This window comes from Candidatus Poriferisodalis sp. (assembly GCF_965208485.1).
GTDB lineage: Bacteria > Actinomycetota > Acidimicrobiia > Acidimicrobiales > Poriferisodalaceae > Poriferisodalis.
Genome location: NZ_OZ242344.1, coordinates 1,219,223 through 1,237,674, shown reverse-complemented (window position 1 = coordinate 1,237,674; position 18,452 = coordinate 1,219,223). Strand labels below are relative to the sequence as shown.

The following is an 18,452-nucleotide window of genomic DNA, read 5'->3' as shown; positions in this document are numbered from 1 at the left end:
GGCGGCTGGCGGCGACCGCGTAGCGTGGCGGCGTGCCCATCTACGCGCTTGGCGACTACGAGCCCGCCATCCACCCTGATGCCTTCGTGATGCCCGAGGCGATCATCATCGGGCGGGTGACGATCGGCGCAGAGGCATCCATCTGGTCGGGGGCGGTGCTGCGCGGCGACGACAACGACATCTTCGTCGGAGGCGGCACGTCCATCCAGGACAATGCCGTGCTGCACGTCACGCCCGAGCAGTCCACCACGGTGGGGGAGCGTTGCACCGTCGGCCACTTGGCCCACATCGAGGGCGGCGTGGTGCACGACGAGGCGCTGATCGGCACCGGTTCCATCGTGCTGCCCGACGCCGAGATCGGTGAGCGGGCGCTGGTGGCCGCCGGCGCCCTGGTGCCAGGAGGCATGAAGGTGCCACCGGGCACGATCGCCGTCGGCACGCCGGCGAAAGTCCGCGAGGGCGTCGACACCGCTCCGTTGATCATGCCGGGCGTGCAGAACTACCTGGACCGCCGCGTCCGCTACCTCAAGGAACTCCGCCGCCTCGACTGACTGGTTCAATCGGGCCAGTCTTCGACTGCGCTCTGGGTCAGCCGGCTGTTGCGAGTCCAGCACCAGCTGCACGGGCGGCTGTCTCGGCGGGCATCCCGATACCCAGATAGCCCTCGATGCGGGCGAGACGCTGGCCGTTGTCGTTGACAGCGGACTGCAAGCGGTCGATTCGTTCGTTGGTGGCGGCGATGTCGGCCTTGAGTTCGGTGCGGAGGCGGTCGATTCGTTCGTTGGTGGCGGCGATGTCGGCCTTGAACTCGGCTCGCAACGCAGCGATGTCCTGCTTGATCTCGACTCGCAAGCCGGAGATGGATCGCTGCAGGTACCAGACGATCCCCAAGATGCCAGCCACCAATGTGACGAGTTGCACGATGTCCATCGCACTGATGCTCCCCATGTGTCGAACGCTACCACGGCACCATACTCGGCTCGAGGGTGTGATACACGAAAATTAGCAAAATATACTGAAATCCTTCATATTATGGTTTCCTGCGCTAGCGCGTCGCGACTGACCTCGCGACGCCAATCCGACGGCGGTAGCGTCACGGCCCATGAGCATGGGAAGCATCGACTTGGGACGCATCGGCATCTGGACGGGGGTGCTCGACGCGCTGCCGTCTGCGCAGGGCGTCGAGTTCGTCGCCGAAGCCGAGGAGCTGGGATACGGGGCGTTCTGGATCCCCGAGGCTGTCGGGCGCGATCCGTTCGTGGCGGCCGCCCGGCTGCTGGAGGGCACCGGCACCATCAAGATCGCCACCGGCATCGCCAATATCTACGCCCGCGACCCCATGACCATGGCCAACACACTGCGCACCATCGACGAAGCGTTCCCCGGCAGGTTCCTGCTGGGTCTCGGCGTCAGCCACCACCACCTCGTGGAATACGTCCGCAAGCACGACTACTCCCGCCCGCTCAGCTACATGCGCGAGTACCTCGAGCGCATGGGCAAGTCTCGCTTCATGGCCCACGGCTCCCAGGAGCTGGGTGAGATCGTGCTCGCAGCGCTAGGTCCCAAGATGCTGGAGCTGTCGGCAACGGCGACCGCCGGCGCCCACCCCTACTTCGTGCCGCCCGAGCACACTGCGGTGGCCCGCGAGACCATGGGTCCCGACGCGGCGCTGTATCCCGAGCAGATGGCGATCCTGGACACCGACGCGGAGTCGGCCCGAGCGCTGGCACGCAAGAACATGGCCATCTACTTGGGCCTGCCGAACTACGCCAACAATCTGCTGCGGCTGGGCTTCACCGAGGCCGACATCGACGGCGGTCCCGACGGTGGCCCGTCCGACAAGCTGGTCGACGCCATCGTCGTCTGGGGCACCGAAGAAGACGTCAAGGCCCGTGTCGACGCCCACTTCGACGCCGGCGCCGACCACGTCTGCGTGCAGGTCCTCGCAGACGACCCCCCCTCAGCATTCGACGGCTGGCGCCGCCTCGCCCCCGTCCTGCTGAGTTGATCTGCGCTTTGCAACTCGGTCACTGGTCGACATAGGTTCAAAGGCAACACTCACCTCTGAGCCGAGACTTAGCCCTGATTGAATCACCCCGTCCAAGTCGGGCACGCTGAGGGACCGCTCTGCGATGCCTATCGACAGACTGGGCGGCGGCGTTAGGCTGAGTTCATGACCGACACCGCTGAAGCCGCCGTTGGCATTGACCTCGGCAAGTACAAGCTGGGGTGGAGCGACGAGGAAGATTACGTCTTCAAGCCGCGCAAGGGCTTGGACGAAGAGATCATCCGCGAGATGTCGGCGCTCAAGAACGAGCCGCAGTGGATGCTCGACTTCCGCCTGCGCGCCTACAAGATCTTCCAGCGCAAGCCCATGCCCAACTGGGGCGGCGACATGTCGGAGATCTACTTCGACGACATCTACTACTACATCAAGCCCACCGAGGGCCAGGTCGACGCCTGGGAAGAGCTGCCCGACTCGGTCAAGGACACCTACGAGAAGCTGGGCATCCCCGAGGCCGAGCGCAAGTACCTCGCCGGGGTCACCGCCCAGTACGAGTCCGAAGTGGTGTACCACCGCAACCGGGAAGACCTCGAAGCCCAGGGCGTGCTGTTCAGCGACATGGACTCCGCCGTCAAGGAGTACCCCGAGATCGTGCAGCGCTACTTCGGCACCATCATTCCCCCGGGTGACAACAAGTTCTCGGCGCTGAACTCGGCGGTGTGGTCGGGCGGATCGTTCATCTACGTGCCGCCCGGCGTCGAGGTGGAGATGCCGCTGCAGGCCTACTTCCGCATCAACGCGGAGAACATGGGCCAGTTCGAGCGGACGCTGATCATCGCCGACGAGGGCGCCACGGTGCACTACATCGAGGGCTGCTCGGCACCCGTGTACAGCACCGACTCGCTGCACTCGGCCGTGGTCGAGCTGGTGGCGCTGCCCGGCGGGCGCATCACCTACACCACCATCCAGAACTGGTCGAACAACGTGTTCAACCTGGTCACCAAGCGGGCCGCCGCCTACGACGAGGCCCATGTGGAATGGATCGACGGGAACATCGGCAGTCGCCTCACCATGAAGTACCCGGCGGTGTACCTGATGGGGCCCAAGGCCTCAGGCGAGGTGCTGTCGGTTGCCTATGCCGGCAACGGCCAGCACCAGGACGCCGGCGCCAAAATGGTCCACGCCGCCCCCGAGACCACCTCCAAGATCGTCTCGAAGTCGATCTCGAAGGACGGCGGCCGCACCACCTACCGCGGTCTCGTGCGGGTGGAAGAGGGCATGAGCGACTGCCGCAGCCATGTGCAGTGCGATGCGCTGCTGCTCGACTCCGACAGCCGCTCGGACACCTACCCGTACCAGGAGATCGGCTCTCGCGACGCCGAGATCGGCCACGAGGCCACCGTGTCGAAGGTGGCCGACGAGCAGCTCTTCTATCTCATGAGCCGCGGCCTGTCCGCAGAGCAGGCCATGGGCATGGTGGTGAACGGCTTCATCGAGCCCGTGACCCGCACGCTGCCGATGGAGTACGCCGTCGAATGGAGCCGGCTGATCGAGCTTCAGATGGAGGGATCGATCGGCTGATGCGCAGCCCAAGAGACTTCTTCGTCCCGCTCGCGCTCGGGGCGCCTGAACCGCTGCGCGAGGTGCCCAACAGGGCATCACGCCTGATCCACTTCTTCGATCCGTCCAACGAGCGGATGCGGGCAAAGGTGCCCGATATCGCCCCCACGGTCGACGTGCTGCTGGGCAATCTCGAAGACGCCGTGTCCGCCGACAGCAAGGACGCCGCCCGGGTGGGCCTGATCGAGGTCGGCAAGGCCTGGGAGCCGGGCCGCACCCAGTTGTGGACCCGCGTCAACAGCTTGGACTCGCCGTGGTTCCTCGACGACGTCTGGGCGCTGTGCCACGAGATCGGCGACAAGCTCGACGTGATCATGGTGCCCAAGGTGGAGGGTCCCGAGGACATCGGTTACGTGGACCGGCTGCTGGCCCAGCTCGAGGCGCGTATCGGGCTCGAACGTCCGCTGCTGGTGCACGCGATCCTCGAGACCGCGCGGGGCGTGGCCAACGTCGAATCGATCTGCCTGGCCAGCCCTCGCATGCAGGGGCTGTCGCTCGGGCCCGCCGATCTGGCCGCTGACCGCCGCATGAAGACCACCCGCGTCGGCGGCGGGCATCCCGGCTACTTGGTGCGCACCGACCCGGTGCCCGACGGCGACGACGATGCACGGACGTCGTTCCAGCAGGACCTGTGGCACTACACGCTGGCTCGCATGGTGGATGCCTGCGGCACCGCCGGGATCCTGCCCTATTACGGGCCGTTCGGCGACATTGCCGACCCCGTCGGCTGCGAGGACCAGTTCCGCAACGCCTACCTGCTGGGCTGTGTGGGGGCGTGGAGCCTGCATCCCAGCCAGATCGCCATCGCCAAGCGGGTGTTCAGCCCTGCGCCCGCCGAGGTGGCCTGGGCGCAGCGTGTGGTGACCGAGATGGGCGACGGCACCGGCGCAGTCATGATCGACGGCAAGATGCAGGACGACGCGACCGTCAAGCAGTGCCGGGTGGTGCTGGCTCTGGCCCGAGACTTGGCGGCGGCCGATCCCGACTTGGCTGCCGCCTACGGACTCGGAGCAACCTGAGAACGCAAGGACGCCCAATGAGCGCTGCCGCCCTCCCACGCCCGCGCCGATCGGTGCTCTACATGCCGGCGGCGAATGCCCGAGCGCTGGAGAAGGCCAAGACCATCGCCGCGGACGCGCTCATCTTCGATCTCGAAGATGCCGTGGCGCCCGATGCCAAGGAAGCTGCCCGTGAGGGCGCGTGCGCTGCAGTGGCCTCAGGCGCCTACGGGCACCGCGAATTGACGATCCGCTGCAACGGTCTGGACACGCCGTGGGGGCGCGACGACATCGCAGCCGCGGGCGCAGCGGCACCCTCGGCGGTTGTCATTCCCAAGGTGGACAACGCAGTGGAATTGGCCGCGGTGTCGGCGCTGCTGGAGGCTGCGGGCGCCCCTGACTCCACCCGCATCTGGGCGATGATCGAGACCCCGGGGGGCATCGCCAAGTCCCGTGCGATAGCGGACTTCGAGCGCGTTGATGCACTGGTGATGGGCACCAACGACATGGCCAAGGAGCTGCGCGCCACGATCACGCCCGACCGGGCCGCGTTGGTGCCGCACCTGGCGACCTGCCTGGTGGCGGCCCGTGAGGCGTGTGTCACTGCACTCGACGGCGTGTACAACGACATCAGCGACGCCGACGGGTTCGCGGCGGTGTGTCGGCAGGGCGCGGAGCTCGGCTTCGACGGCAAGACGCTCATCCACCCCAGCCAGGTCGAGTCCGCCAATGCGGCATTCTCGCCGAGCCTCGACGAGTTGGACTTCCACCGCAGGGTCATCGAGGCGTTCGATACGGCGCTGGCGGATGGCCGTGGCGTGGTGACCGTGGACGGCAGAATGGTCGAGAATCTTCACGTCGACGAGGCCCGGCGAGCCATTGCGCTCGCCGACGCGATTGCGCAGCGCCAAGAGGCTGAGCCGAATGGCGAAGCCGTGGCCCGAGCGGCGCGTGAGCGCAGCGGACAAGAGCGAGAAACTACGAGTGCCGCAATGGAAAGACCTCTAGATCGGCGCATGCCTTAAGGAGCGAGCTGCCATGCCGATGCGGACGAATTGCCGCCACTACGAGAGCCGGACATACCCGAACGGCGACACCGTGCGCAAGTGCAATCTCGACTTGGCGCCTGAGGCGCCGTGGCGCTGTCCCGAGGACTGCCCGTCCTACTCCCCACGCCGTCTCGACGCTGGTTGGCAGCACGGATCGCTAGGTGTGCAGAACTTCGCGAAGGAACCCGCGAGCATCGGCGAGGACGACTCCATCGGCGCGTTGCTCGATGCCGCGGAGGACATCGTGAATGCTGCAGGACCCCGCATCCTCGAGGAGGTTGCGGCCGAGCGTTCCCGACCCAAGGGCCTTCGGGCGAAGGCGCGCAACCGCAAGGCTTCCAAGAAGGCCAGGCGTGCTCAGCGCCGCCGCGACCGCGACGACCGCAAGGACGGCGAAGTCTGATCCCGGCTGAATCCGTGCCGTTTCCGCCCGCTAGTGCCTCGCGGACGCGCCGGTAGCCTCCGCGACGTGTTCTCCCCCGAACTCGCCGACGCACTCGGCGGCTCCGACGCGTTGGCCAAGCGGCGCCGCGCGGCCGCAGAAAGAGCGGTCGCCGCTGGCCAGCCGTCGTTCACCGAAGAGGTCTGGCGCTACACCCCGATCGACGATCTCGACACCGCTCAGTACTCGATCGGCGCCCCAGGGGGAGGGCCGGGTCCAGCGGGTCTGGCAGCCGGCGTCGACGACAACGCAGCGGCGGTCATCCGCATCACGAACGGCGCTGTCACCGACGTGGACGTGCGGTCAGACGGCATCAGCGTGACGACGCTCGACGACGGCGCCGATGACCTGGTCGGGATCGTTGCGCCGGAGGGACCCGATGTCTTCGGCGACTGGAATCTGGCCCTCGCCTCTGCCCCCGTGGCTGTCAGCATCGAGGCGAAGGCGGTGGTGCGCGCCCCGGTGGTCGTGCATGTCCACACCGACATCGAGGGACTTGCCTGGTTTCCCCGGCTGGTGGTGGCGGCCGGGCGTATGAGCCGGGCCACTGTCATCGAGCATCACACCGGCGGCGACGCGCCGGCGCTCATCTGCCCGCTCACCGAGTTGAGCGTCGGCGATGGCGCCCACCTGGGGCACCTCACGGTGCAGGAACTCGGATCCGAGGCGTGGCAGATCGCCAATCACTGCTCCGACGTGGGCCGTGACGCCAATCTGCGGATCGGCCACGTCGCCATGGGCGGTGCCTACGCCCGTGCTCGCATCGGCACCGACATGACCGGGCGCGGCGGGCACAGCGAGATCGACGCGGTGTATCTCGGCCGGGACGCCTCCACGCTCGACTTCCGCACCTTCCAGACCCATGTGGCGCCGTACACCACCTCTGACCTGCTGTTCAAGGGAGCAGTCGACGATCACGCCAGGGCGGTGTACAGCGGGCTGATCCGCATCGAAGCCGACGCATCGCATGTCGTCGCAGACCAGACCAACCGGAACCTGAAGCTCTCGCCGAACGCTTGGGCCGAGTCGGTGCCGAACCTCGAGATCGAGAACAACGATGTGAAATGCAGTCACGCGTCCTCGATCGGTCCCGTGGACGCCGATCAGCGCTTCTATCTCGAGAGCCGGGGGGTGCCGACCGATGTGGCCGAGGCACTGGTGGTGCGCGGGTTCTTCGACGAAGTCCTCGATGTGCTTCCCTCGGCGCCTATCGCGGCCTCGGTGCGCGGCCGAATCGATGAATTGGTCGGTACGGGGACGGCGGCGTGAGCGAACCCGGCGGCATGGAGGCGGTGCAATGAGCACCACGGAGGAGGCCCGTACCGCCGTGCTGTGCCAGCGTGGCGACGTGCCCGACGGCGAGGCACAGCGCTTCGACGTCGAAGGGCACCGCATCGCGCTCGCGCGCATCGGCGACGACTACTACGCCATCGGCGACCGGTGCAGCCACCAGAACTACTCGCTGGCGGACGGATGGGTCTGGCCCGATGAGTGCGCCCTCGAGTGCCCGCAGCACTCCTCGTCCTTCGACCTGCGGACCGGCAAGCCGAACTGCTTCCCCGCCACCCAGCCCGTGCCGGTCTATGAGATCCGCGTCAGCGGCGACGATGTCTCCGTGGTGCTGCCATGAGCGACCCGACGACCCACACGCTGCGCATCGAGGGACTGCACGCAACCGCGGGCAACACCGAGATCCTGCGTGGCGTCGATCTGGAGGTCTCCTCGGGCCGTGTGCATGCGGTCATGGGACCCAATGGCTCGGGCAAGAGCACGCTCGCACATGTCGTCATGGGGCGACCCGGCTATGAGGTCACCGCCGGCTCGGTGACCCTCGACGGCGCCGACGTGCTGGGCTTGGCGCCTTGGGAGCGGGCGCAAGCCGGGTTGTTCCTCGCTATGCAGCATCCGACGGAGGTGCCGGGGGTCTCAGCCGCGCAGGCCTTGGCGGAAGCCCTCGCATTGCGGGATGGCGCCAACGGATCCGGGGCAGACCATCTCGAGCAGATACGCCGGATGCTCGAGGCCGAAGCCGGCGCGATCGGGTTGAAGACGGAGCTGGTGGAGCGCCCGCTCAATGTGGACATGTCGGGCGGCGAGAAGAAGCGCAACGAGACGGTGCAGCTCGCCGTGCTGCAACCACGCATCGCCATCTTGGACGAGATCGACAGCGGCCTTGACATCGACGCCCTGCGAGCCTGTGCCAACCGCATCGAGGCGCTCACCGAGATCGGACTGGGCGTGCTGGCCATTACGCACTTCACCCGGGTCTTGGAATACCTGCGGCCCGATGAGGTCCACGTGATCGTGGACGGCCGCATCGTCGGCTCCGGCGGTCCCGAGCTGGCCGAGGCACTCGAGGCCGACGGCTACGCCCCATATCTGCCCGACGAACCCGAGCCGGGGGTCGCGGTGTCGATCGGCGGTCTCGGCAGCGCCTTGGGCGCAGGAGCGGGCTCGTCAGCCGCCGATGATCCGTTCGCCGATCCGTGGGCCGACCAGCTCGACGAGCTGGGCTGAGCGCCGCTGAAACCTTCTTGACGCGGGCCGCGCTGCGCGCCTTCGATGTGGCTGGGAGTTGGTGTTGACTGGGCCAAGGGAACCAACGGGAGGGTGATCCGATGGCACGTGAGCTGTTGAGTGATAACGAACTGGGAGCGCTGGCTGCTGAGCTCGGGAACTGGAATGTCTCGGGCAGCGAACTGCGGCGCACGTTTCGCTTCGGGAGTTTCGTCGAGGCATTCGGCTTCATGGCGTCTGCAGCGCTCGTGGCCGAGAAGATGAACCACCATCCCAACTGGTCGAACGTCTACAGCACGGTCGAGGTGGCGCTGAACACCCATGACCGCGGCGGCGTGACCGAGATGGACGCCGAGTTGGCGCGCGCGATGGACGGCCTAGCAGGCGCCGCAGGCTGATCGCCGCTCGATGCGACTGCCACGCCTGCGACGGCGCGCACAGCCCGACCAGACCGAACGGCCCGCGCCCGTGCCGGTCGTCGAGGGAACGGTCGAGTCGAGGCCGGGCGTGCGCCGGCTGATGCATCAGCTCTTCGAGTTCTGGGTGCGGTTGCGGCCTGCGCGGGTCACGCTCGGCGTGCGCGGGCTGGTGGTGGATCACAAGGGCCGTGTCTGCCTGGTGCGGCACACCTACCGGGACGGCTGGTTCCTGCCCGGCGGTGGCGTCAAGACCCGCGAGGCGCTCGTGGACGCGGTGGCGAGGGAACTGCGCGAGGAGACCGGCGTTGTCGTCGCCGAGACGCCCCAGAACGTGCTCGGCGTCTACTCATCACGTCACGGCAACCGCAGCGACCACATCGTGGTGTTCGTGGTCACCGACTGGCGCGTCGAGGAATCAGCCTCCCCCGAGATCGCCGAAGTGGCGTTCTTTCCCCCGGGCGAACTGCCGCCGGGCACTACACCGGGCACGTCACGCCGCATCTCCGAATGGATGACCGGCGTCCCCCCCGGCCACCGCTGGTAAGGGTCCGCCATCAGTCAAGTCGCGTGATTTTCCCCCATACGCAGGTCTCTGACCTGCGGAAATGCGTGAGCGGATCACGCGACTTAAGACGCGGCGGACCCTAGCTCTAGCAGTAATCGAGTCCGGGCGCTAACTGCTTGCAGCGAAGAGGAGCGGCCCAACCGCGCCCTCAGGACAAACCGAATTTCTGACTGAGCTTCTGGCGTTGCTTCTCAGGTATTCGAGAGATGGCAGATTCGAGTGCGTCGACTCGCTGTCTGAGCGCGTCACGCTGCGTACGAGCTTCCTCTCGTTCGTTTTCCACTGCTTCCAGTTTGGATGAGAGCAGCTCGCGGAGGCCGTTGACATCTTCTCCGATTGCCGACCGCTGTTCAATCACGGTCTGTCGGAGATCTCGTATCAGTTCACCCTCGAGCAGCTTGCGCGCTGCTTCCACGGCTGCCTGCAGTTGGGTCAGAGCGCTATTGGTCGCCTCTGCAACGCCATCGATGCTGGCCGCTGACTTGTTCATCGCCACTGCTGCGGAGTCAAGAGCGTCGGCGGCCGAATTTTGGCGTTCCCTGGCATCGCTCAGCTCGGCGAGGTGTCCGTGCAGAGTCTCGAGGGCGTCGGCGGATTCACTCCAGCGCTGACGCACCGCGTCGAAGGTGATCTCGGTCTCAGTCATCTCTTCCCCCAAAGTGGATCAATGCGGCGCCCGCGATGTCGTTGGCGAATTCGACTGACTGGGCCAGCTTGAGCACAGCAAGCTGATCGTGTTGATGCCAGTGCTCGTCAAGCCAGACCGTGAGATCGTCGCCAAGGGCCTCAGCGCTTTCCGCAGCGCCGAGCAGGCCGGCTACGAGATGGCCAGGGTCGCGCCCAGTGCGCTCCAGAGCCGAGCGCACCATCGCGGCTTGGCCGTTGCCGTCATCTCGATCGGTGAGCGCCCCGACGATCGCCGCGAGCGGGCGTTGGAGTTCGCGGCGGTCGGTGCCGTAGACGCCGAGGGCTGAGGTGAGTGCGTCCGACATGTTCTGCTCGAACTGGCGTAGATCGCCATTGCGCAGCATCGCCTCGGCCAAGCCACGGCTTGCAAGAAGCCCAGGATGTTCCGGATATGAGCCCAGAAGCCGAGCGGCTGCCGAGCGCCACTCTTGCGTATCGCTCTCGGAGACGAAGATGCCCGCCACTTCGTCGGACGCCTCATCAGCGGGTGCGCGTGCCGCTGGCTCACCGCCGTGAGAAACCCAGTTCTCCAGCCAATCGTCGAAGGCGAACGTCGTCTGTTCGGCCAACTCCTCCATTCGCCGCGCAATGTCGCCTTCATTGAGAAACGCGAGCACGCGGTCCCGAAGGACTTCGCCGTCGGACTCAGCCTCATCGGCGACGAGCCACATCTCTCGGAGGCTGCGCAGCCGTGCCTGCACGACTGTGTCGTAGATGACATCGATGAGGAGCTTGCTGCACCTCTCGACGGCGGCTTCCACGTTTGGGTATAGCCGTTCTGCTTCCGATCGGACACTCTCGAGCCGGCCGGGAGCACTCCGTTCGACGAAGCCCAGCAAGCCATCGACGATGTCGCCGGGAGAGCACTGCCGCATTCGGACGTTGGCAACTTCGCGTTTGCCGAATCCTTGGACGGTGTAGTCCGTCACGCACGACAAGACGGCCAATCGGTGCAGCGCCCGCTTGCCGATGGTGCTGTCCTTCTTCCGGTCATCCCCCTCGAGGGCCAAGCGGACCTGGTGCCTGCCTGCCGAGAGATCCCCGTAGATGGTCAGGAGCGCCTGGTGTTCCCTATCGCGCTGAGGAAATGACTGCCTGTGGAAAAACAGCGCCGTGCCGACATCGTCGAGCCTGCCGTCCCCGCCCCCGTTGTGCAACAAGTTCTCGTTGAGTTCGCGATTGTCGTCAGTGAGGATCCACACACACCAAGCGGGTGCACCATCGCGGCCCGCCCGTCCCACCTCTTGGTAGAAGGCTTCGATCGAGCTCGGCAGCCCGAAGTGGATCACCCACCGGATGTCCGGCTTGTCGATCCCCATGCCGAAGGCATTCGTCGCCACCATGGTGGTAGCGCGGTTCTGCTTGAAATCCGCGGCCCAAACCTTCTTCAGCTCGTCAAACTGAGACGGGTTCACGCCCCTTGGTGCCCTCCCCGAGTATCTGGTCGCTGAGGGGTCCTGATTCCTGACCAGCTCCCATGTGGGCGTCACCCCCTTGGAACCCGTCACGGTGCGAACGAAGACGATGCCCGAGTGGCCGATCTCTGGCGAGAAGAACGTGGCGCTGGTCGCGTCGAGAAACCTGCTCGGTAGTGCACGCAGCTCGCCGCTGAGTTCCGCTTCCCGGAGTTCCGGTCGCGTGCGCACGACCCGGTACTTCAGCTCGGGTCGGTTGAACGTGGCTGGCCGGATGATCGAGTTCTCCCGCGCCTGCGAGATCCCGAGTTGATGCAGGACGTCCTTTAGCACGGGTCGCGATGCCGTCCCGGTGAGCGCCAGCAGCGGGGGTGGACCGGGCTCGCCTCGGCACGTGGTCCGCAGTGTCTCGCCGAAATTGAGGTATGCGGTTCGGAAATCGTGACCCCATTCGGAGACGCAGTGGGCTTCGTCGATGACTGCGACGTTCACGGGCGAATTCTTGGAGTACTCGGCAAGCTTGTTGCGAAAGTCCTGACGCTGGAGACGCTCGGGCGACACGAAGGCGAAATACGCATCGCCAAGGGCCTGTTGCAGATGCTTGGTGCCGGACGTGATGCCAATACCGCGGTCGACGCCGTGCCCCGACAATCCCTCGATCTGATCGTCGATCAGGGCGTTGATCGGGTCCACCACGAGGGTGACGCCGGGCATGCACAATCCAGCGAGCTGGTAGATCATGCTCTTGCCGCCGCCCGTGGGCAGCAGTACCGCGCAGTCATGACCTTCGAGGATCTCAGTGATGGCCTCCAGCTGACCTTCGCGCAGCGTCTTCTTGGCAAACACCGCTCGCAGCACCGTCTCGACGGCAGTTCGCCGGCCGTCGATGGAATCGCACGCTTCGAAGGCTGTGATGCGCTCATGCGTGCTGTGGAACTCGTCGGCAAGCAGGACAGGTACACCACACGAGCGCACGATGACTGTCCGCTCGGGTGCGTCACCGGGCAATGGCTGTGACGGTGTGAGGTCGCACTCGAGCCGAATCTGCACGTCCGCTGCGTCGAGGGGTGGTCCATGGAGCGGGCGTTTCTCGAACTTTCCAGGGGAGATACGCACGAACAGGTGGGTCTGGTCATCGCAGGTGAACACGACTCTGCGTGGTGCAGACGCTCCGCGGTTCCACATGATGTCGAGCGCATCGAACAGTTCAAGGTGCGGGGCCATAGTCTCGGCGGCCGTAGAGGTGGGGTCGCGTACATCGATGTGCCACGAATCACCATCAAGCCAGCCTGCGTCCATCGCTTCGCACAGTCCCAGCACCAAGCGGTGTGCCTGCACGGCTCCCCAGACCAGGCCGTCGGTTTCTGCGGGCGGCACCGGCAGCTGACGCAGCTCATCGAGGGCCTGATCGAGATGCTCGTGCTGTTGTGACTCGGCACGCAGTTCGCGATTGGGGACACGGAACGTCTCGATGCCGATGGCGACGAGTGCATTGTCTCGCAGATCGTCGGTCGCCTGTTCATCGCAGTGTTGCTGACCGTCGATTTCGATGACGAATGGCGCGGCGCCGGGCGCTGAGCACAGGAAGTCGACGCGGCGCTGACTCTCATGCAGGTCGCCGAGCCATCTTGGGGGACCACCATCGTCGCCACCTGCGGCCAACAGTCTGTCCAGCGGTGCTTGGGGCGTCAACCACCGCACGGCATGAGGCACACGTTCCTGCACCACGCCGACGAATTCCGCCTCAGACGGTGAGTTGTCGTCGGTCAGGCCATCCTCAAAGGCTGCTGGCGGACGTTCGGGGGTCTCCGGGACCGAGAACGCACTTGGCACTAGGGCCAGCGGCGGATCAAGTCTCGGTGCTGTGTCGTCATGGACGCCCGTGGCGACGATTCGGCTCTCGAGGCCGTGATGTTGAAGCAGGGCACGTTCGGCATCTGGATGCAGCGGGGGCGCACCGCCACGGGCCAGCAGCTTGCGGATGGTCGCGGCCACCCGCGGGCGGCCAACAGCCGCCCGCGCAACGCCCTCCTGTGCTGGCCTCGCTACCCAGCAGTTTGCGAGCGAAACCCATCGCTTGTCAGGAACGGACCTCAGCGATGCGCCGGCGGATGCGTAGTAGGAACGCCAGCCGTTCTTGGCCCGGTGGGCGACCGCGCTGTCGCTCCACGGCACTCGACGCTTGGGGACGAACTGGGCTTGGACCGCTGGCGCCTCTGCTTTCTCGGCCTCGGGCATATCAGGATCGGTCGCGTTCGAGCCACTTGCAGCAGCGGCATGGCGAGCCGAGGTGCGACGTGGCACCGTGCCCTCAGAACGATGGACAGAGCGTTCCGGTGAGCAAGAATTACAGACCCAGATGCGTTGACCCTCGTAGGGGCCTGCAGCCGCGACCTGCTTGACCATCGGTGATGTACACGTCACGCAGCGAGGCATCGTCTCGGATCCAATGCAACATCAGCGACTGGCCATACCGACTTCATACGTGGCGTCAGCATATGGATATCTACACTTGACTCGGAGTTCTGTTGATGTCGGTGGCGTTCGTACGTCCTGATGGACAGCAGCGCTTCGGTTCGTTCTGGCTGGCTTGGGGTCGAACTGCACGCGAGACGTGGCTTCTGCAGACTTCCGTGGGCATGTTCCGAGTGCGTGCCATCACCTCCAAGACCGGCTTTGGCTGGACGCGGCAGTGGAAGTGCTATCTCACCGTCAGTCGAGAGAGCGATCCAACCAAGCCCACATACATCGACGCTACGGGCAAGACCCGCCGTGCAGCGATCTCGAACAGCAGCTGGAAGCTGTCTCTGTATCTGATCAAACAAGGGGTCATCTGATCAAACAAGGGGTCCCCATCAAGAGGTAGGGGCCGCCGGTACCCAGCGGTACCTCGGTTATACTCATTGGTATGACTCACAAGGTGGGGCCGAAGGGGCAGGTAGTGATCCCGAAGGAAATGCGCGACGAACTGGGCATCCGGCCGGGCGACCGTGTGAGCTTCTGGTGCGACGGCGATTCGGTGAGCGTCCGGCGCAGCGATGACGTCCGCGCCTTGTTCGGTTGCTTGCCAGGCGAGCCCAGCCTGATCGATGACTTGATGGCAGAACGGCGATTCGATCGTGAGCTGGAGGAAGCCCGATATGCACGGTACGAGGCATCGCTGTCCGACGATGAGAGTCCCGGACGGCCCGGCTGATGACGGTCGTGCTGGACGCCTGGCCGGTCATGCAGTTCATGCAGGGCCGGGAATCGCTTGGACGTCAGATGACCGAGTTGCTCGAGGATGGCGAGGCTGTTATGTCGTGGATCAACGTCGGGGAGGTGTACTACTCGATTCGTCGCCGCTGGGGCTCGCCACTCGCTGACGAGCTGTTGCCCCGTCTCCTGGCGAACGTCGATGCCGAGATGCCGAGTGCCCTACGGGTCGTCGAAGCGGCGAAGCTCAAGTCGGAGTACCGGATGTCCTACGCCGACGCTTTTGCTGCGGCCACAGCCATCGCGCACGATGCCGAGTTGTGGACTGGCGATCCTGAGCTGCTCGCGCCCGACGCCTCCTGGCGCTGGCGCGACCTGCGCCAAGCGCAGTAGCGCCCTCGCCCTTGGAGTTCGCTGCCCTTCGCCGCGCCCGCGGCATCTCCTGCTCTAGGAGGCTGGTCGGAAAGCCGCTATTTCGGCGTTTGTCAGATGCAAACCCGCAGGTCAGGGACTTGCTGTGTCGGCAAGATCCCCTTTTCCGACCACCCTCCTAGGAGGGTGCTGAGCAAGTGGTTTGCTGGGCCGGCGGTGTTGGCGTGGTGCGGGGCCGGGTCGGTGGTGCGGGGGCGGGTTCGTGTGTCGGGGGTTTGGGGCTGGGTCAGGCGATGGCCCAGTGGGTGCCGTTGTGGTGCAGTCCGAGGCTGGTGAGGCGTTGGAGGTTGACGGCTGCTGCGCGCAGCCGCAGCCAGTGCCGGTTGTTGGCGGTCCCTCGGTAGGGGCATCTTCGTGCTCGGCGGACGGTCCAGGCGATGGTTCTTTCGGCCATGGGCCGATGCGTGCGGTAGTCGTGCTGGAACTCGGGTGTGCGGGCTTGGGCTCGGGCTGCTTTGAGCAGGCCGTGGCGGGGGTTGATCTTGATGGTGCGCCCGTTCTTGGCGGTGGTGCAGCGGACCCGTTGGGGGCATCGTCACCGTGTCCTGACGGGCCACAGCGTCGTCGAGCACCGTCGAGTCCAGCACCCGCCGGGACCGGCCCGCCACCGCGCCCGTGAGGTCGACCAGCTCGCGCACCGCGTCGAAGACACGATCCGGGCGGCCGCTGGCCCGCAGCTTGTTGCGCCACAAGGTCAGCACCGTCGGGTGGAACGCCCCGTCGGTCAGCGCCAGCCCCGCCGCGGCCTTCCACGCCACGTCGGTCTGCAAACGCCGGCACGCCTCCCGGTCCGACAGACCCTCGAGCGCCTGGAGCACCATCACCGCGGCCACCGTCTCGCCCGGCACCGACGGACGCCCCCGACCTGAGGGGAACAAGTCCTCGAACATCTCGTCGGGAAACAAACGGCTGCGGTGCCCAGCCAACAGCAAATGCACCGACCCCGCCGCCAACAGATGCCCGCACACCGCAGACGCGTTCAACAGAACCCGATCCGACCCAGCCGCTCCCTGCATACCGACAGTGTCCCGCGCAGCGCACCACCGGACGCGGAAATCACGGCGAATAAATCAGCAGACTCCTAGCCGCCACGGCCAGAGGATTCGCAGGAATTCTGAATCTCGGAGAGTGCGCCGACTGCGGATTCGTAGTGTTCGAGCATGAGGATCTGCAGTGTTTCGATCTGAGGACTTGTAGTGCTCAAGGTCGCTGCAGGTGGAGGCGTTCGTGAGCGTGTGGTCAGGCGACGACGGACCACGAATCCGGGCAGCAATGGCCGGCATCGGCGCGGAGTGCCGGCTGCTCGACAAGCAGGTGCCTGAACGCGGATAGTCCAAGCCGACCAGTGCCTGGATCGGCCGATTGCGCCCGCGGCTAGCGGAGTGCCGAAGCAGTGCCGGCTTGATGCTTGCGTCGGGCGAGAGCGGGACTCTGGCGGGCTACGTGGCGTGGTTGAGTAAGTCGGGCCGCGCGATAGTTCGCAATTGTGTGTAGGCTCTTGGCAGCGAGGAACGCGGGATCAACCGACGGCGCGGGCAACCGTGTCACTTGGCAAATGCCATTGAGTCGGCCCGGTTCCTCGTTTTGCGTTACTGCACAGGCACTCGGGCGGTGAACGCCGGCCACCACGTTTGGCTCTGGTGCCATCCCTCGACCATCGACTTAACTGCGTACGACTCGAGATCGCGCTTGCCCCACACTGCTGGCGCGAGCGCGTTATGGACTTTGGAGCGTCTGAACACACATGCTGCCAGGCAGAAGACCGGCGACGCTCTCGGCCCGAAGCCGCGGTCGCCGGTTTCGTCCACATGGACCTCCAAGAAATCGTCGTCGGCCACGCCGCCAGTGTCTCATGCAGACTTGAGCGCCCGCGTCTCGGCGGGGCCTCAGAGCGGCAGGCGGCGCGAAGCGACCAACGGGTGTGAACGTCGGAGCCGACACAGCGTTCGATCTGTTCGCTGCGCTGGCAGAGTGGGGCATTGAATTGGAGCGTTTGGCGCAAGCTGAGCTGTCGCCACCTTTGACCACGACACGGACGGAGTTGCAGTAGCGCCACTGCTTGCACTCGCGGGCCGCAGCGGGCTGTCTAGCAGGCAGCTGAAATATGCAGGTCTGGCCGGAAGCGCAAGCCCCTGACCTGCGGGTTTGCAACCGGGCACCGCCCGAAAATCGACTTTTTCAGCACCCTGCTAGAGGCGGGGGGTGCGGGGCGGGCGGCCCATGAGGATGCGTCCGTAGGCCTCGAGGGCTGGGTCGAGGGCTGTGATGGCGTGCATGTTGATGGCCTGCAGATCGGCCTGCAGGCGGCCGATCCGGTTGGAGTCGCGCACGCCCCGGCCACCGGTTGCCAGGTAGATGCTCTGGGTCGCCTCGAGGCAGCGCCGGACGGCGTACGCGCAGTCCAAGCGCACCCGTGCCCGCAGTGAAAGCTCGAGCGATTCGCCGTTGCGTGCCGTCTCGATGAGCAGATCGGCCGTGCGTCGCATCAGCAGCTCGCCCTGGTCGACGAGCGCATGGGCTTCGGCGAACTGGCGGTGCGTCAGCGGTCAGTCGGTCTGCAGCACATCGACGTGGCTGATCACCTTGCCGTCGACTTCCACGGCGAACGCGGCCAAAGACGCCCGCGCGGCCCCGAGGGCCGGCGGCACCAGCGCGTAGGCGAGGGTCGGCATCAGCGGGCTGCGCTGGATCCAGCCGACATTGCGCTCCATCCCCGGCGTCCGGCCTGATGCCAGCACTTCGCCGGAAATGAACCTGTGGGAAAGCACGAACACCTCGTCGGCCACGATGCTGCTGCTGCCGGTGGCCCGCAGCCCGTTGGCATGCCAGTCGTCGAGTGCCGTGAGATCGCTGGCCGGCAGCACGAACATGCCCGAGATCGGCCCGGTGCCATCTGGGGCCGGGTAGTGCCCCCAAGATCACCCAGCCGGCGTGGTCGATGCCCGAGCCGAACGGCCAGAAGCCGCTGAGTGTCCAGCCGCCGTCGACGGGGGTCGCATCTCCCCGGTCCACCAGCACCCCCGCCACGTACTGATCGGGACCGCTGCCGTAGATGTCCTGTTGCGCGGCGTCGGGCCAGTGACCCACCAGCCAGGCGTGCGCATTGCC

20 protein-coding genes and 1 pseudogene are annotated in these 18,452 nt (G+C 65.9%); 14 read left to right on the top strand and 7 right to left on the bottom strand.

The features are described 5' to 3' along the window. The first annotated feature begins 32 nt into the window (after positions 1-32). Positions 33-551 carry a gamma carbonic anhydrase family protein gene (locus ACOGXQ_RS05560; RefSeq protein WP_419946438.1) on the top strand — a complete coding sequence of 173 codons (519 nt, stop codon included), beginning with the start codon at positions 33-35 and terminating at the stop codon, positions 549-551. 37 nt (positions 552-588) lie between these two features. Here the strand turns inward: ACOGXQ_RS05560 and ACOGXQ_RS05555 are convergent, their stop codons facing one another. Next, positions 589-948, bottom strand: a complete 360-nt coding sequence (locus ACOGXQ_RS05555) for a hypothetical protein (RefSeq protein ID WP_419946437.1) — start codon at positions 946-948, stop codon at positions 589-591. Between the two features lie 154 nt (positions 949-1,102). On the opposite strand from ACOGXQ_RS05555, the gene ACOGXQ_RS05550 reads away from it, so the two are divergent. The 10 genes from ACOGXQ_RS05550 to ACOGXQ_RS05505 all read left to right on the top strand — a co-directional run bounded on the left by ACOGXQ_RS05550 (position 1,103) and on the right by ACOGXQ_RS05505 (position 9,594). Then, on the top strand, positions 1,103-2,008 hold the full coding sequence (locus ACOGXQ_RS05550) for an LLM class F420-dependent oxidoreductase (protein ID WP_419946436.1): 906 nt from the start codon (positions 1,103-1,105) through the stop codon (positions 2,006-2,008). 165 nt (positions 2,009-2,173) lie between these two features. Further along, the gene (gene sufB / locus ACOGXQ_RS05545) at positions 2,174-3,586 is read left to right on the top strand and encodes a Fe-S cluster assembly protein SufB (protein ID WP_419946435.1); all 1,413 of its coding nucleotides are present in this window, start codon (positions 2,174-2,176) and stop codon (positions 3,584-3,586) included. Continuing rightward, positions 3,586-4,644 carry an HpcH/HpaI aldolase/citrate lyase family protein gene (locus ACOGXQ_RS05540; RefSeq protein WP_419946434.1) on the top strand — a complete coding sequence of 353 codons (1,059 nt, stop codon included), beginning with the start codon at positions 3,586-3,588 and terminating at the stop codon, positions 4,642-4,644. The genes sufB and ACOGXQ_RS05540 overlap by 1 nt, the downstream gene beginning before the upstream one ends. A gap of 17 nt (positions 4,645-4,661) precedes the next feature. Continuing rightward, the gene (locus ACOGXQ_RS05535) at positions 4,662-5,648 is read left to right on the top strand and encodes an HpcH/HpaI aldolase/citrate lyase family protein (protein WP_419946433.1); all 987 of its coding nucleotides are present in this window, start codon (positions 4,662-4,664) and stop codon (positions 5,646-5,648) included. Positions 5,649-5,661: 13 nt separating this feature from the next. Next, positions 5,662-6,075, top strand: a complete 414-nt coding sequence (locus ACOGXQ_RS05530) for a hypothetical protein (protein WP_419946432.1) — start codon at positions 5,662-5,664, stop codon at positions 6,073-6,075. 66 nt (positions 6,076-6,141) lie between these two features. Then, on the top strand, positions 6,142-7,383 hold the full coding sequence (sufD, locus tag ACOGXQ_RS05525) for a Fe-S cluster assembly protein SufD (RefSeq protein WP_419946431.1): 1,242 nt from the start codon (positions 6,142-6,144) through the stop codon (positions 7,381-7,383). 28 nt (positions 7,384-7,411) lie between these two features. Continuing rightward, positions 7,412-7,744: a non-heme iron oxygenase ferredoxin subunit gene (locus ACOGXQ_RS05520; protein WP_419946430.1), complete on the top strand. Its 333-nt coding sequence runs from the start codon at positions 7,412-7,414 to the stop codon at positions 7,742-7,744. Further along, positions 7,741-8,631 (top strand): Fe-S cluster assembly ATPase SufC, encoded by an 891-nt coding sequence (gene sufC, locus ACOGXQ_RS05515; protein WP_419946429.1) that lies wholly within the window; start codon positions 7,741-7,743, stop codon positions 8,629-8,631. The genes ACOGXQ_RS05520 and sufC overlap by 4 nt, the downstream gene beginning before the upstream one ends. 101 nt (positions 8,632-8,732) lie before the next feature. Next, entirely contained in the window at positions 8,733-9,029 is a 297-nt protein-coding gene (locus ACOGXQ_RS05510) for a 4a-hydroxytetrahydrobiopterin dehydratase (protein WP_419946428.1), read from the top strand. A 10-nt stretch (positions 9,030-9,039) separates the two neighbouring features. Beyond that, a complete protein-coding gene (locus ACOGXQ_RS05505; RefSeq protein WP_419946427.1) occupies positions 9,040-9,594 on the top strand; it encodes an NUDIX domain-containing protein in 555 nt (184 codons plus the stop codon). Positions 9,595-9,763: 169 nt separating this feature from the next. Here ACOGXQ_RS05505 and ACOGXQ_RS05500 read toward each other — a convergent pair whose 3' ends face one another. Next, entirely contained in the window at positions 9,764-10,261 is a 498-nt protein-coding gene (locus ACOGXQ_RS05500) for a hypothetical protein (RefSeq protein ID WP_419946426.1), read from the bottom strand. Further along, positions 10,254-14,123, bottom strand: coding sequence for a RecQ family ATP-dependent DNA helicase (locus ACOGXQ_RS05495; protein ID WP_419946425.1), 3,870 nt, complete (start codon positions 14,121-14,123; stop codon positions 10,254-10,256). Before ACOGXQ_RS05495 ends, ACOGXQ_RS05500 begins: the two co-directional genes overlap by 8 nt. A gap of 131 nt (positions 14,124-14,254) precedes the next feature. On the opposite strand from ACOGXQ_RS05495, the gene ACOGXQ_RS05490 reads away from it, so the two are divergent. The 3 genes from ACOGXQ_RS05490 (at position 14,255) to ACOGXQ_RS05480 (ending at position 15,305) form a co-directional block, all read left to right on the top strand. Continuing rightward, positions 14,255-14,554: a hypothetical protein gene (locus tag ACOGXQ_RS05490; RefSeq protein WP_419946424.1), complete on the top strand. Its 300-nt coding sequence runs from the start codon at positions 14,255-14,257 to the stop codon at positions 14,552-14,554. Positions 14,555-14,625: 71 nt separating this feature from the next. Next, complete coding sequence (locus ACOGXQ_RS05485; RefSeq protein WP_419946423.1) at positions 14,626-14,913, top strand: AbrB/MazE/SpoVT family DNA-binding domain-containing protein; 288 nt, start codon at positions 14,626-14,628, stop codon at positions 14,911-14,913. Beyond that, positions 14,913-15,305, top strand: coding sequence for a PIN domain-containing protein (locus tag ACOGXQ_RS05480; RefSeq protein WP_419946422.1), 393 nt, complete (start codon positions 14,913-14,915; stop codon positions 15,303-15,305). The genes ACOGXQ_RS05485 and ACOGXQ_RS05480 overlap by 1 nt, the downstream gene beginning before the upstream one ends. A 265-nt stretch (positions 15,306-15,570) precedes the next feature. Here the strand turns inward: ACOGXQ_RS05480 and ACOGXQ_RS05475 are convergent. The 4 genes and pseudogenes from ACOGXQ_RS05475 to ACOGXQ_RS05460 all read right to left on the bottom strand — a co-directional run bounded on the left by ACOGXQ_RS05475 (position 15,571) and on the right by ACOGXQ_RS05460 (position 18,214). Further along, positions 15,571-16,360: pseudogene (locus ACOGXQ_RS05475) on the bottom strand (transposase). A gap of 573 nt (positions 16,361-16,933) precedes the next feature. After that, a complete protein-coding gene (locus ACOGXQ_RS05470) occupies positions 16,934-17,182 on the bottom strand; it encodes a hypothetical protein (RefSeq protein ID WP_419946421.1) in 249 nt (82 codons plus the stop codon). 351 nt (positions 17,183-17,533) lie between these two features. Beyond that, complete coding sequence (locus ACOGXQ_RS05465) at positions 17,534-17,830, bottom strand: hypothetical protein (protein ID WP_419946420.1); 297 nt, start codon at positions 17,828-17,830, stop codon at positions 17,534-17,536. 60 nt (positions 17,831-17,890) lie between these two features. After that, on the bottom strand, positions 17,891-18,214 hold the full coding sequence (locus ACOGXQ_RS05460) for a hypothetical protein (protein ID WP_419946419.1): 324 nt from the start codon (positions 18,212-18,214) through the stop codon (positions 17,891-17,893). Between the last annotated feature and the right edge of the window lie 238 nt (positions 18,215-18,452).

Excerpts from the sequence above, each read along its gene's own strand:
- ACOGXQ_RS05520 (WP_419946430.1), top strand. The coding sequence starts at position 7,412 with ATGAGCACCACGGAGGAGGCCCGTACCGCCGTGCTGTGCCAGCGTGGC.
- ACOGXQ_RS05500 (WP_419946426.1), bottom strand. The coding sequence starts at position 10,261 with ATGACTGAGACCGAGATCACCTTCGACGCGGTGCGTCAGCGCTGGAGT.
- ACOGXQ_RS05540 (WP_419946434.1), top strand. The coding sequence starts at position 3,586 with ATGCGCAGCCCAAGAGACTTCTTCGTCCCGCTCGCGCTCGGGGCGCCT.
- ACOGXQ_RS05535 (WP_419946433.1), top strand. The coding sequence starts at position 4,662 with ATGAGCGCTGCCGCCCTCCCACGCCCGCGCCGATCGGTGCTCTACATG.
- ACOGXQ_RS05485 (WP_419946423.1), top strand. The coding sequence starts at position 14,626 with ATGACTCACAAGGTGGGGCCGAAGGGGCAGGTAGTGATCCCGAAGGAA.
- sufB (WP_419946435.1), top strand. The coding sequence starts at position 2,174 with ATGACCGACACCGCTGAAGCCGCCGTTGGCATTGACCTCGGCAAGTAC.
- ACOGXQ_RS05495 (WP_419946425.1), bottom strand. The coding sequence starts at position 14,123 with ATGGTCAAGCAGGTCGCGGCTGCAGGCCCCTACGAGGGTCAACGCATC.
- ACOGXQ_RS05480 (WP_419946422.1), top strand. The coding sequence starts at position 14,913 with ATGACGGTCGTGCTGGACGCCTGGCCGGTCATGCAGTTCATGCAGGGC.
- sufC (WP_419946429.1), top strand. The coding sequence starts at position 7,741 with ATGAGCGACCCGACGACCCACACGCTGCGCATCGAGGGACTGCACGCA.
- ACOGXQ_RS05510 (WP_419946428.1), top strand. The coding sequence starts at position 8,733 with ATGGCACGTGAGCTGTTGAGTGATAACGAACTGGGAGCGCTGGCTGCT.
- ACOGXQ_RS05505 (WP_419946427.1), top strand. The coding sequence starts at position 9,040 with ATGCGACTGCCACGCCTGCGACGGCGCGCACAGCCCGACCAGACCGAA.
- ACOGXQ_RS05460 (WP_419946419.1), bottom strand. The coding sequence starts at position 18,214 with ATGTTCGTGCTGCCGGCCAGCGATCTCACGGCACTCGACGACTGGCAT.
- ACOGXQ_RS05465 (WP_419946420.1), bottom strand. The coding sequence starts at position 17,830 with ATGCGACGCACGGCCGATCTGCTCATCGAGACGGCACGCAACGGCGAA.
- ACOGXQ_RS05555 (WP_419946437.1), bottom strand. The coding sequence starts at position 948 with ATGGGGAGCATCAGTGCGATGGACATCGTGCAACTCGTCACATTGGTG.
- ACOGXQ_RS05550 (WP_419946436.1), top strand. The coding sequence starts at position 1,103 with ATGAGCATGGGAAGCATCGACTTGGGACGCATCGGCATCTGGACGGGG.
- ACOGXQ_RS05530 (WP_419946432.1), top strand. The coding sequence starts at position 5,662 with ATGCCGATGCGGACGAATTGCCGCCACTACGAGAGCCGGACATACCCG.